The 13,532-nt window shown below is 22.8% G+C and carries 13 protein-coding genes and 1 tRNA gene; 2 read left to right on the top strand and 12 right to left on the bottom strand.

From position 1 onward, the window contains the following. Nucleotides 1-83: 83 nt before the first annotated feature. A complete protein-coding gene (locus tag D9V76_RS00645) occupies nucleotides 84-1,130 on the bottom strand; it encodes a 3-deoxy-7-phosphoheptulonate synthase (protein WP_158336923.1) in 1,047 nt (348 codons plus the stop codon). 402 nt (nucleotides 1,131-1,532) lie between these two features. Next, nucleotides 1,533-2,627 carry an AI-2E family transporter YdiK gene (ydiK, locus tag D9V76_RS00640; RefSeq protein ID WP_158336922.1) on the bottom strand — a complete coding sequence of 365 codons (1,095 nt, stop codon included), beginning with the start codon at nucleotides 2,625-2,627 and terminating at the stop codon, nucleotides 1,533-1,535. 209 nt (nucleotides 2,628-2,836) lie between these two features. On the opposite strand from ydiK, the gene D9V76_RS00635 reads away from it, so the two are divergent. Then, nucleotides 2,837-3,223, top strand: a complete 387-nt coding sequence (locus D9V76_RS00635) for an iron-sulfur cluster assembly accessory protein (protein ID WP_158336921.1) — start codon at nucleotides 2,837-2,839, stop codon at nucleotides 3,221-3,223. A 16-nt stretch (nucleotides 3,224-3,239) separates the two neighbouring features. Here D9V76_RS00635 and tyrS read toward each other — a convergent pair whose 3' ends face one another. From tyrS to D9V76_RS00585, 10 genes are all read right to left on the bottom strand, one after another. Next, a complete protein-coding gene (gene tyrS / locus D9V76_RS00630) occupies nucleotides 3,240-4,523 on the bottom strand; it encodes a tyrosine--tRNA ligase (RefSeq protein WP_172599439.1) in 1,284 nt (427 codons plus the stop codon). 153 nt (nucleotides 4,524-4,676) lie between these two features. Continuing rightward, on the bottom strand, nucleotides 4,677-6,839 hold the full coding sequence (gene priA / locus D9V76_RS00625; protein ID WP_158336919.1) for a replication restart helicase PriA: 2,163 nt from the start codon (nucleotides 6,837-6,839) through the stop codon (nucleotides 4,677-4,679). A gap of 28 nt (nucleotides 6,840-6,867) precedes the next feature. Then, nucleotides 6,868-7,497 carry an endonuclease III gene (nth, locus tag D9V76_RS00620; RefSeq protein WP_158336918.1) on the bottom strand — a complete coding sequence of 210 codons (630 nt, stop codon included), beginning with the start codon at nucleotides 7,495-7,497 and terminating at the stop codon, nucleotides 6,868-6,870. A 10-nt stretch (nucleotides 7,498-7,507) separates the two neighbouring features. After that, nucleotides 7,508-8,182 carry an electron transport complex subunit E gene (locus D9V76_RS00615; RefSeq protein ID WP_158336917.1) on the bottom strand — a complete coding sequence of 225 codons (675 nt, stop codon included), beginning with the start codon at nucleotides 8,180-8,182 and terminating at the stop codon, nucleotides 7,508-7,510. Nucleotides 8,183-8,193: 11 nt separating this feature from the next. Next, nucleotides 8,194-8,802 (bottom strand): electron transport complex subunit RsxG, encoded by a 609-nt coding sequence (gene rsxG, locus D9V76_RS00610; RefSeq protein ID WP_158336916.1) that lies wholly within the window; start codon nucleotides 8,800-8,802, stop codon nucleotides 8,194-8,196. Next, nucleotides 8,799-9,833 (bottom strand): RnfABCDGE type electron transport complex subunit D, encoded by a 1,035-nt coding sequence (locus D9V76_RS00605; RefSeq protein WP_172599425.1) that lies wholly within the window; start codon nucleotides 9,831-9,833, stop codon nucleotides 8,799-8,801. Before D9V76_RS00605 ends, rsxG begins: the two co-directional genes overlap by 4 nt. A gap of 49 nt (nucleotides 9,834-9,882) precedes the next feature. Next, nucleotides 9,883-11,436 (bottom strand): electron transport complex subunit RsxC, encoded by a 1,554-nt coding sequence (rsxC, locus tag D9V76_RS00600; protein WP_158336914.1) that lies wholly within the window; start codon nucleotides 11,434-11,436, stop codon nucleotides 9,883-9,885. A 94-nt stretch (nucleotides 11,437-11,530) separates the two neighbouring features. Continuing rightward, a complete protein-coding gene (locus D9V76_RS00595) occupies nucleotides 11,531-12,031 on the bottom strand; it encodes an RnfABCDGE type electron transport complex subunit B (RefSeq protein ID WP_172599438.1) in 501 nt (166 codons plus the stop codon). Nucleotides 12,032-12,039: 8 nt separating this feature from the next. Further along, the gene (rsxA, locus tag D9V76_RS00590) at nucleotides 12,040-12,621 is read right to left on the bottom strand and encodes an electron transport complex subunit RsxA (RefSeq protein WP_158336912.1); all 582 of its coding nucleotides are present in this window, start codon (nucleotides 12,619-12,621) and stop codon (nucleotides 12,040-12,042) included. A gap of 30 nt (nucleotides 12,622-12,651) precedes the next feature. Further along, a complete protein-coding gene (locus D9V76_RS00585; protein ID WP_158336911.1) occupies nucleotides 12,652-13,278 on the bottom strand; it encodes a riboflavin synthase subunit alpha in 627 nt (208 codons plus the stop codon). A gap of 175 nt (nucleotides 13,279-13,453) precedes the next feature. On the opposite strand from D9V76_RS00585, the gene D9V76_RS00580 reads away from it, so the two are divergent. Further along, a tRNA-Val gene (locus D9V76_RS00580) sits at nucleotides 13,454-13,527 on the top strand. Nucleotides 13,528-13,532: the final 5 nt, after the last annotated feature.

Raw genomic sequence — 13,532 nt, 5'->3', positions numbered from 1 at the left:
TTTATAAATGATTTGCTAATTATTTTAACTTTTGCATTTAATAAAAAGATGCTAGTCAAGTTTTTGACTAGCATACACACCAATTAAAAACGAGTATCAACTGCATCTGCTAATTTCTTAATAATCAGGACACTATCTTCCCAATTTAAACAAGCATCAGTAATTGACTTTCCATATATTAGTGGTTGATTTGTGTTTACTGTTTGGAAACCTTCTTCTAAAAAGCTTTCAATCATTACACCAAATATAGTTTTTGAACCTTGAGAAATCTGTTTTGAAACAGATTCAGCAACATCTTTTTGACGAATATGTTCTTTTAAACAATTACCATGACTAAAATCAATCATTAAATGTTCTAATAAATTAAATTCACGTAAATTTTTTATTGCTAAATTAATATCATTAGCATGATAATTAGGAGTTCGACCACCTCTCATAATTATATGTCCATAAGGATTTCCGCTAGTATGATTAATAGTCATTTGTCCATCTTTATTCGGAGCAAAAAATAAATGACGTGCTTTTGCTGCTCTAATAGCATCAATTGCAATACGTATATTTCCATCTGTTCCGTTTTTAAAACCTACTGGACAAGAAAGAGCGGAAGCCATTTCTCTGTGAATTTGACTTTCAGTAGTTCTAGCTCCAATTGCACCCCAACTAATTAAGTCTGCAATAAATTGACCAATTACCATATCTAAAAATTCTGTTGCTGCAGGCATCCCTAGTTCATTAATGTCTAATAATAATTTACGTGCAACAGCTAAACCATGATTAACTCTAAAACTACCATTTAAATCTGGATCTGAAATCAATCCTTTCCAACCAACGACCGTTCTCGGTTTTTCAAAATATGTACGCATTATAATTTCGAGACGATCTTGATATTTTTTACGTAATTCATATAGTCGATGCGCATATTCAACCGCAGCGATTGGATCGTGTACGGAACATGGACCTATTACAACAAGCAAACGCAAATCTTCTCCAGTCATAATTCGAGCTATGTTTTGTCTTGTTATAATAACATTATCCATGATATCTGAAGTAATAGCATATTTTTTTGCTAGTTCAGATGGAGTTATCAATGGATCAATTCGTATTGTACGTAGTTCATCTGTTTTTTTCATTTTGTTCTCTAAATGAATTTTTTATCCTGAAAAGAATAGCAAGATGTGATAAAAATCACGATAAACTAACTAGTCATAAACTTATTTTTAATCAATTTTTAAGATTAATCAATATAAAAATTGTGATTTTAGGGAGAATAAGTTTAATAGTATACTTAAAAAATACAATGACAGAAGTTTAAAACAGGAAATAAAATGAAGATAAAATTTTAAAAATAATATAATTATACAAGATTATTAATATCCTGTTTAGTAATTATTAAATATAATTAAATTATTTTCTATAATATCACAATTTATCATTTACTTACGTTAAAAGTTTTTATTCTATTTGTTTTTTTATATTATTACGAATCATAGTTCACATATTTTTATGATAAAAATAATTATTCTAATATAAATTTAATTAAATTTTGATTTTAAAGTTGTACTTTCTAAAAAAGAATCAATTGAAATTCCATATATCCAAGATACTATTAAACGATATAGTATTACTAATACTACAGGACCAATAAATAATCCAATCATTCCAAAAGCAAGTAAACCACCAATAACTCCTAACAAAATAAGAAAGGTAGGTAAATCTGATCCTATTCTTATAAAGAAGGGTCTCAATATATTATCTAATATAAATACGAAACAACTCCAAATTAATAACACTGTACCCCAAGTTGTATTGCTATTCCAATAAAGCCACACAACAGAAGGTATTAAAATTGGCAATGGTCCTAATTGTATTAAACAAGAAAAAACAATTAAAATCATTAATAATGTCCAATATGGAACGCCAGAAATTAATAATCCTATTCCTGATAAAACTGCTTGAATCAAAGCTGTTACTACTACACCTAATGCAACTGCTCTGACAGCTTGAACTGAAAGAGAAACGATAGCATCTCCATTCTGAGAACTCAGACGAAATGCGAATTGACGAATAGAGTTACTAATTTTTTCTCCATTCCAGTATAATAATACACTAAATAATAACATTAACGTTAAATGCATAATGAATAATCCACAATTCTTGGCTTGAATTATAAAAAATTCCGTTGTACGTCCCATATATGGTCTAACTTCGCGGATTAATTCACCTCCATCACTATCTAATAATTCTTGATAACTAATGAATATTTTTTTACCAATAATAGGTATATCTTGAAGCCATATTAGCTCTGGAAATTCTAAATTATTAGAACTAAACCAATGAATCAGAGGGATACTAGTTTTAATTAAACTATTTACTAAAAATACTATAGGAATTATAAATAATAATAATAAAATAACAATCATACTAATAACAGCGATTAATCGTTTACCTCCTAAAAATTTTTGCATTTTTAACATAAGTGGCCAAGTTGCAATCACAATCATACTTGCCCAAGAAAAACCAAGTATAAATGGTCGAATTATTAAAAAACTTGTAGCACTTATAGCAATAATAAATATTAGTGATAAAATAAATTGCGATAAATCCATTTTTTCTTTTGGATTTTGCATATAATCGTTTCACCTCAATATTTTTATATTATAAATAAGTTTGCAAAACGAAATTTTATTATAAAATTTTTATGACTAAATAATTATAACATTAAAATTTATAAAAATAATGAATAAAAATAATATTCTTTAAAACACAAAAACTTAATTTATAATATAATTGTTTTTTATATACTTTATAATCTTATTTAATATTAAAGAGATACAATATGAAAACAAAAAAAATAAATGCTTATTTACCACATAAATATCAATGGAAAGGTATTGAAATAACTAAAAAAGCTTTAAAACAAATTTTATTCTTAATTAGTAATAGTTCTGAAAATAAAGGTATCAGAATAGGTACAAAAAAGTCCGGATGTGCAGGATTTCGATATACAATGGAATTAGTCAAAGATAAAGAAGTAATAGAAAATAAAAATGATATGATTTTTTACTATAAGAATGTTTTAGTATATATCTCATTAAAAGAAGCACCATTTTTAAATGGAATTAAAATTGATTTTATAAAAGATAGTATTAATGAAGTTTTTAAATACCATAATCCTAAAATAGAAAAATTTTGTGGCTGTGGAGAAAGTTTTTCAATTGATTAGAAAATATAAAATTGATTTAAATTTTATTTTTCCAATAAATAAGACAATGATTTTTTTTTCCTCTAGAAAGTAAGGTAAATTTATCAAACAATTTATCATTATTATTAATAATATGATTTTTATTTACTATTTTTTTGGTATTTATAGATATTGAATTGGAAATTATCATATTTTTAGCTTGAGTTCGAGATTTTGCTAACGAAGAAAAAACTAAAGCTTCTTGTAAATCTTTTATTTTATAAACTTCGATTGCAGGTATACCATCTTTTTTTAATTGTTCTAAATCAGATTCCTTTATATCTTCAATATTTTTAAAAAATAAAATATTTGTAATTCTTTCTGCAGCTGATAAATTTTCATCTCCATGTACTAAACGAGTAATATATTTAGCTAATAAAGATTTATCAAAAATAATTTGATTATTTTTATACTTGTTTTTTTCTCGTTGATTTACTTCATCAATATTCATAAAAGTAAATAATTTTAAAAAACGGTAAACGTTAGAATCTTCTATATTCATCCAGAACTGATAAAATTTATAAGGAGTGGTTTTTTTCGGATCCAACCAAACAGTTCCTGATTCTGTTTTTCCAAACTTAATGCCATTAGACTGAATAAGCAATGGAAGAGTTAAACCATACACTTCTTTTTTAGATGTTCGATGGATTAAATGCATACCTGAAGAAATATTTCCCCATTGATCAGAACCCCCAATCTGGAGTGATACCTGATTTTTTTGATTTAATATAAAAAAATCATATGCTTGTAATAAATTATATGAAAACTCCGTAAAAGAGATGCCTTGATCTAATCTTTTAATTCGTTGTTTAACAGCTTCCCTATTAATCATAGTATTAATTGAGAAATGTTTTCCAACATCACGTAAAAATGAAAGAACATTAATTTTTTTAAACCATGAATTGTTATTTAATATCAGTGCGCTATTAAAATTACAATTAAAATCTAGAAAAAAAGAAACTTGTTGACTTATTTTAAGTGTCCATTTATCAATTAAGTTATCTGATTGTAATAATCTTTCTTTTGTTTTAAAACTAGGATCTCCAATAAGACTGGTAGCACCTCCTATTAACACTATAGGTTTGTGACCTAAAATTTGAAATCTTTTAAGAGTGATCAAAGGTAATAGATGACCTACATGTAAACTTTCTCCTGTAGGATCAAAACCACAATAAAGTGAAATACATTTATTTTTGATAAGTTCTTTTAATTTATTTTTATTTGTAATATGAAATATTAAATTTCTTTGATGTAATTCATTAATTAAATCCATTTTATTTATTTAAAACCTTATTTTAAATATACTTATAATAGGTAATAACAACTTAAGACTTTTAAAAAATACAATCTTAAAATATTTTATTGTAATTTTTTTTTACTTCAATAAGCAAGATATTGAAAAATATGAAATTAAATATTTTTAATTCTTTTTAATTCAATTAACATCAATATCTAAAAACCATTGAATACTTTGTGATATAGAAAAATATTGAACTATATTAATTGATTCTCTCAATATATTTTTTAAATAAATACGTGACGAACAATGTATTAACAATTGATAAAAATATTTTTTTCTACCTTTTAATGAAAAAACAGGATGAGGACCTACAAACCATAAAGAAACATTATCTTTTTTAGATTTTTTCTTCAAAATTGTACGGATAAATTTTAAAAAAATAAAACTTTTTTCAAAATCTTTACTTTCAGAATAAAAAATTGCCTGACAATTCCAAGGAGGTAAAAAATATTTTTTTCTTAAAGATAATATCTTACGAGAAAATGAAAAATAGTCACTATTACAGAGTTCTAATAAACATTCATTATTAGGACAAGATGTTTGTATTAATATTTTTAATAATTTTGTGTTTTTTCCAGTTAAATTAATCAAATTAAAATAAAATTGTAAAAAATATTCTATAGAACAAAAATGAAAAGAAAAAAAATAATGATCAATATTTACTAAAGCAATCAATCTTACATAAGGAAAATAATAATTTTGAACAATTTTCTCAGTAGTAATGACAATACAAGCATTAGAAATAGGAAATTTAAAAAATTTTATTTGTAACGTTTTTGTTTCAATTTTTTTTAAGCTTAATAAAAAAAACAAATTTATGTTGGGAAAAATCTTCTTTAAACTATTTTTTATTTTTTTTATACCAAAATTAAATATAATTAAAGAAAAATTTTTACAATTACAGCAAAATAATGGCTTTTTTATTTTAATTAAACAATGCTGACAAAATAAAAAATTACCATATTTTTTTATTTCAAAATAATCATTGCAAATATGACATTTTTCTATCCATCCACAATTACTACATGTTAAACCAAAAAAAATAAAACTAGATTTATTAAATACTAATAATACTGGATAATTTTTTTTTATATTACTAAATATTTTATTTATTAAAGTGAGAGATAAACCTATTTTTGTTCTTTCTTTTCTTAAATCAATAACATTATTTTTTAATAAAAATATTTTTTTATTTTTAATAAAATTAATATAAAAACATTTTTTATGTACAACGTTATATAACGTTCTTAAAGAAGGAGTATTAGAATCTAAAATAATTGGTATATTTTCTTTATAAGCTCTTAATATTGCTATATCTCTAACATTATATCTACATCGATTTAAATTTCTATAATTTAAATGATGTTCTTCATTAATAATAATTAAACCTAATTTAAAAAAAGGAAAAAAGATGCTATTTTTTGTTCCAATAATAATAGAATTTTTGCCACTTTTTGTTCTTACCCATTTTTTCAAGTATACTTCATCATTTAATTTAGAATGAATAATATCAATATGTACATTAAAATATTTTTTTAAAAAAAATAATATTTTATATATATCTTTAACAAATGGAACTAGAATTAAAATTTGTAAATTTTTATTTAAAAACTCTTTAATTAAACCTAAATAAAATTTTATTTTTAAATAAAAATTAGTTTTAGTTATTAGCCAAGATATAAAACAATTTTTAGTTAAAATTTTATTAATTGTAAAAATTATTTTTTTATTTAAAAAAAAATTTTTTTTAATCATACTATTTTTATGAATATGAAAAGTGTTTTCATAATAAAAATAAGTTTTATATGATTTTTTAGAAATTAACTTTTTTAAAAAAAAATTAGAAAAATTATTTTTTTCTAAATTTTTATTAGAAACACTTCTTTTTTTAAAAAAAAATAAAAGATTAAATCTTTTAAAATCTTTACTTTTTATTTTTTTTAATACAGCACATTTATAGTTTTTTTTATCTATTAAACAAATTTTTTTTAAATATTTTGGTAATATTGAAAAAAATATGCTTCCTATAGGAAAATGGTAATATTTACTTAACCATATTAAGATATTTAATAAAAAATCACTATAAATTGATTCAGTATCAATACAAGATTTAACAAATTCTAAATTTAAATCACTTACATTTTTTTTATCAAAAAATGAAACTACAATTCCTACTGTATCTTTAGAGCGAAATGGTACAAGAATGCGTCCACCAATAACAGGATACATAAAATCAGGCATAAAATATTTAAAACATTTTCTAATAGGTAAGGGTAAAATAACTTTTACAATAATCACTTATATATCCAAAAAAAAAATAGAACATTTATTTTTTTCTATCAAATTCACATAATTTTTCTATTAAACATATTTTACATTTTAATTGACGAGCAGTACAAACATATCTACCGTGAAAAACAAACCAAAAATGAACATATTTTTTGAAAATAGATGGAACTATCTTAATCATTTTTTTTTCAACGTCAATTATATTTTTACCTTTAGCAAATCCAGTACGATTAGCAACTCTAAAAACATGTGTATCTACAGCAATAGTTTTTTTATTAAATAATACATTTAAAATAATATTTGCTGTTTTTCTACCGACTCCAGGTAAAGATTCTAATTCAATTCGATTTGATGGCACTTTATTTTTATATTTTGTTTTAATTAAATGTGCAGTATTAATAATATGTAAAGATTTTGTATTATATAAACCAATACTTTTAATGTAATATCTTAATTTATCGAGACCTAATTGTAAAATACCTTGAGGAGTATTTGCTATTGGAAATAAAATACCAGTAATTTTATTTACCATAACATCAGTGGATTTTGCAGATAAAATAACTGATAAAAGTAATTCAAAATCAGAAGAAAAAATTAATTCTATCTTAGGATTAGAATTTTTTTTGTAAAATAAAGATAAAATTTCATAACGTTTTTTTTTATTCATACCAATATTATTATTTTAATTTACAAGAATGAAAACATTTTAAACAATTTATTTTTTTTTTATTTAAATCTAAGTAATTTTTAAAAGCAATTACAAAACCTAATACTAAAAAACCGCCTGGAGGTAAAATAGCTAAGATTATTGTAGAATTTTTATCTATAAATGTAAAAAAAAATGAATGATCTAAAATATTAAAAATTTTATTTGAACCGAATAAAAAAGTTCCATTTCCTAATATTTCACGTATAGAACCAATTATAAACATTGCAAATGTTGATCCCAATCCTATTGAAATACCATCTAAAAAAGAAACAAAAAAAGAGCTTTTATAAGCAATATAATCAGCTCTTCCTACAATAATACAATTAGTTACTATTAATGGAATAAAAACACCTAATGACTGATATAAACTATATTGATAAGCATGCAATAGCATTTCTATACAAGTAACTGTTGAAGAAACTATTATCATATAAATAGGAATTCTAATATCTTTAGGTATAAAATACTTTAAAATTGAAATAATACTATTTGTTATAGTTAATACAAAAGTAGTTGTTATACCTAATCCAATAGCATTAACAGCATTTGTAGTCATAGCCAAAACTGGACATAGACCTAAAAGTTGTACTAAAGAAGAGTTATTATTCCACAGTCTTTTTTTTAAAAATTCTCTTAATTTCATACATATCTCTATTATAATGAAAATATTAATGGTACTGTCTTAATAAAAAAGACGGTTCTCTTTACAGCATTAGCAACCGATTGAGGTGTAATTGTAGCGCCTGTAAATTGTTCAATTTGACCCCCATACTTTTTTAATAAAAATTTTTTATCTTTTAAATCTACTACATTCATATTTTTAAATTTTGTAATCCAATTAGAAATAGATATTTCAATTTTATCTCCAATTCCTGGAGTTTCTTTATGAGATAAAACTCGCACACCAATAATTTTTCCATTAAAATATGCAGCAACTAAGATAGAAATAGATCCAGAATACCCATCTGGTGCAACACTTTCAACAATTGCCGCCTTAGCTTTTTTATCTTTAAATAACACCCATAAATTATGTTTTTTTTGATCTCCTAACAATTTATTTTTTATTAAAAAAAATTTTTTGTCAAAAGTGTTATACATATTAGTTGGTATGACTTGTTTAACAAAAATATTTTTTTCTTTTTCTTTTATACTCTCTATTTGATAATTCGTTATATTTTTAATAAAAATGATACTTGATAAAGAAAAAAAAGCAAAAAAACTCATTAAAAATGCATTTATTATAGTTTCTTTAAAAAATTTCATGAATTTTTACGACCATACCCAGATGTTTTTAAATAAGCGTCCATTAATGGAACAATCATATTAGCAAATAATACTGAAAAACCAATACCATCTGGATAATCACTATAATTCCGAATAATCCATACTAAAAAACCCATGATCGAACCAAAAAATATTTTTCCTATTTTAGTAGAAGAAGTAGTTACAGGATCAGTGGCTATAAAAAAAGCACAGATCATCGTTCCTCCAGAAAAAAGATGAAATAAAGGAGAACAAAAAATATTTTGTGAATAAAAATAAGTTGTACTTGAAAAAAAAAACAAACTAGATAAAAAACTTAATGGAATACGCCAACAAATAATATTCTTATATAATAAAAAAAGTCCTCCTATTAAAAAGCTTATATTTATATATTTCCAAGCTATCGAAACATTTTTTGTCTTTTTTTTAATTAATAATTCCTCTTGAGATAAATCATAATTAAAATGAGATTTAGTTTTAAAATCATCTAAAGGAGTTGCTTCTGTAAAACTATCAGGATATATTTTTTCTTTAAAATCATATTTTTTCTGATGAAAAAGAATTAAATTTATTGAATTTTTTATATCCTTGTAAAAAGATAAAGAAGAGTTTTTTTCATTCCAAGAACTCATATGTACAGGAAAAGATATTAACAACACTACATAAGCAATCATAGCTGGATTAAATATATTTTGTCCAAGTCCGCCGTATAAATATTTTGAAATAACAATAGAAAAAAAACAACCAAAAATTATCATCCACCAAGGAAGTACAAAAGGAATACTTAATCCAAGTAAAACTGCAGTTAAAACTGATGAACAATCAAATAAACTATTTTTAATATTTTTACGTCTTATTTTTAAAATTATTAACTCAAACAATAAAGAAATTATTATAAATAATAACATTTGTATTAAGACACCGTATCCGAAAAAATAAATTTCAGTACACAATCCTGGAATACAAGCCAAAATAACCAAAATCATTATTTTTCTTACATCGTAAGCATTACTTATATAAAGAATATTCATTTTTTTATTTCGTATATTATACAGAAAAAAGAAATATTAATATAAAACTTTATCTTTTTAATTTTGCACGTTTTATTGCTTCTTTTAACATCTCTTTTCTAAGAGACTTTTCTATAATTTTTTGATTAATAGAATTATTTTCTTCCTTCTCCTGTGTTCTTGAAAAAATATCTAACTTTTTAATATTAGAAATCTGATCTTTTGAATAAAATATTTTTTTCTCAATTAACAATCTTTTTTCTCGTTTTCTAAAAAGAGATGAAAATAATTTTTTACGATCATTCTCTATATCTATATTTTTTTGTATTTTTTTTCCAATTCTAAAATATTTAACTAATGGAATATTACTAGGACAAACTTTTTCACATACTGTACATTCAATACAATCTAAAATATTTAATTGTTTTAATTTTTGATTATCACTATTTTTACAATATAAAAACATTTCCTGAGGAAGTAAATTAACTGGACATGCGTGTACACAATAACCACAATTAATACACGGATATTCAATTTTTTTTTTATTTTTTTTGTTTTTTTTTACATAAATACAATTCATGTTTTTTTGTATCGAATAATTTAAATTAACAATTAAATATCTCATAAAAACACCTCCTGAATATATTAATGTATTTAAATTACTATCTATTTTTAAATAATTTAAAAAAAAATGAATAGGAGTTCCTATTTTAACCCAAAAATTTTTAGATAAAATATTTTTATCTTTATTATAAAGAGTCACAATACGTTTAATTAATGGCTCTCCGTTAATAATAGATCTTTTAATAGCATATATAGTTGCCACATTAAAAACAAGATATCCCATATCTATAGAATGTTTGCCATAAGGAATTTCTTTTCCTGTTAAAGATTTAATAAGTATTTTACTACTTCCACCAGGATATTTTTTTCGTATAATACAAAGTTTAAATAATTGTTTATTTTCAATAATTTTTTGAATTTTTAAAATCAATTCTGTTTTATCTTCTTGAATAACAATTAAAATATCTTTAACTTTAGATATCCAAGCTACAATTTTACACCCTATTAAAATTTCATTAATATAATTTTGCATTAGACAGTAATCAGCTGTCATGCATGGTTCACTTTCAATTCCGTTTACAATCAATGTATGTACTTTATTAATACTTAACGTTAGTTTTTTAGAAGAAGGAAATTGAGCACCTCCAAGACCAACAATACCTGATTGATAAATTATTTTTATTAAACTTTGAGGAGTATATGTTTTATAATTTTTAATAGTTTTTAATCTAATCCACTTATTTAAGTGATTAGATAAAATAACAATTTTTATTTTTTCTTGATTTTTATCAGAAGATTTTGGATTAAAATAAATATTTTTTATCCAACCTGAAGTAGGAGAATGAACAGGAACTATTAAATCATCGCCAAAGGTTAAAGGTTGTCCACATAAAACTTCTTGACCTACTTTTACTCTCAATCTATTTTTTTTAAAATGACTGTATTTTATGTAAATAAAAAATTTTTCAGGATCAGGTAAATAATTTAAAAAATATTCTCTAGGATCTTTTTTTATTGATATACATTGAATGCCACCTTTAAAATTATATTTTTTTTTTATTTAAAAATTTTTTATTTATAAAATTAATAATCAAATTTTTCCAGTATTTAATAAGAAATATTTTTAAAAAAAAATTTATTTTTAACATATTATATTATTCTTTAATTATTTTTATACAATTTGTAGGACAATGTAATAAACAAATATTACAACCAGTACAAAATTTTTGTAATACTGTATGCATAAAATTAGGAGAACCAATTATTGCATCTACTGGGCAAAAGGAAGCGCATTTAGAACAACCAACACAATTTTTTTCGTCAATTAAAACAGTAGTATAAATCTTTTTTTCATTCTTAGTAGCTGAACTATCTAAAGATTTTTCTACATTTTCTATATTTAATACTTTAGCAATTTTAAATGTTAAATCACTTCCTCCAGGAATACATTTATTAATATTTTCACTATCTTTTACTATTGCTTTTGCATAAGGATAACACCCAGAGTAACCACACTGTGCACATTGACTCTGAGGTAATAAATTATCAACTGCAACTACAACAGAATTTTTTTTTATTGGGAAACTATATTTTATATAACTTAAGATTATACCTAAAAAAAGAGATAAAATAGAAAAAATTAAAATAACTGTAATAGACATAATTAAATTTTTACTAAACCTCTAAATCCCATAAATACAATAGATATTAAACTTACAGTAATAAGAACAATAGGAGATCCTTTAAATACAAAAGGAACATCAGATAATAATATACGTTCACGAATACTAGAAAATATAACCATGACTAAAGTAAATCCAAAGGATGCACTGACTGCATAAAGAACAGATTCTAAAAATGTATGATTTAAATAAAGACTAAATAATGGAATAGCTAAAACAGCACAATTAGTTGTAATTAATGGGAGAAAAATACCAAGTGTACGATACAAAATAGGACTGGTCCCTCGTAAAACAATTTCTATTAATTGAACACCAAAAGAAATAATCAACATATACACTATAATTCTTAAATAAACTAAATTAAAAGGTAATAAAATAAAAGAGTTAATAAACCACAGTAAAGTTGTTGATATAATTACAACAAAAGAAGTAGCAAAACTCATTCCAAAAGCTCTTTCTATTTGATTTGATGCACCTATAAAAGGACATAAACCAAGAAATTTTACTAAAATAAAATTATCAATTAATACATTTGATAAAACAAAAAAAAAGTAATTTTTCATTGAAAATGTTCCTAAAATTACTAAAAAAAACTATTTACATAACAAAGATATTTTATTTTTAATTAAACGTTTTGTTGTATCTACAATTATTTGAGTATAGAAATCAATTTCAATATTCACCAATTGTCCTATTTTTTTATATCCTATAGTAGTTGAAGATAAAGTTTCTGGTATTATACTAATGCAAAATTCATCTTTCATAATTTTGCTAATAGTTAAACTAATCCCATCAATACAGATAAAACCTTTATAAAAAATATATTTCATTAAAGAATTGTCATTGACTTTACACCATAAAAAATAATTTTCATCTAATTTTAATATTTTAGAAATTTTAGCTGTATTCGTAATATGACCGGATATTATATGACCTCCCATTTCATCACCATATTTTAATGATCTTTCAATATTAACATAATCTCCTATATTTAAAATTCCTAAATTAGTATTTTCAATCGTAATTTGCATAATATCAAAAACTACATAGAAATTGTTAATATATTTAACAGTTAAACAACATCCATTATGAGCGACTGAATCGCCTATTTTTAGGTTTTTTAGTAAAAAAGATGGAAAGTCAACAGTATAAGTATGAAATTTTTTTTTCTTATCTATAGCAACAACTCTTGCAATTCCATTTACAATACCTGTAAACATAAAATCTCCTCAAAGTTAACACTATTTAAATAATAAATTAAACTATAAAAAAGTTAAAAAAATACTTAATTTTTTAAGAAAAAAATATTTTATGTTGTTTATAAATAAATATTTGTATATTATATCAATAATATTATATAATTTTAACTAAATATAAAACATTAATTTAATTTTTACGTTCGTAGCTCAACAGGTTAGAGCATTACCATGACATGGTAGAGGTTAGTGGTTCAAGTCCACTCGAACGTATTAAA

This window comes from Buchnera aphidicola (Rhopalosiphum padi), assembly GCF_005080845.1.
Classification (GTDB): Bacteria; Pseudomonadota; Gammaproteobacteria; order Enterobacterales; family Enterobacteriaceae; genus Buchnera; species Buchnera aphidicola_AO.
This window is presented reverse-complemented; position numbering and strand designations above follow the sequence as displayed.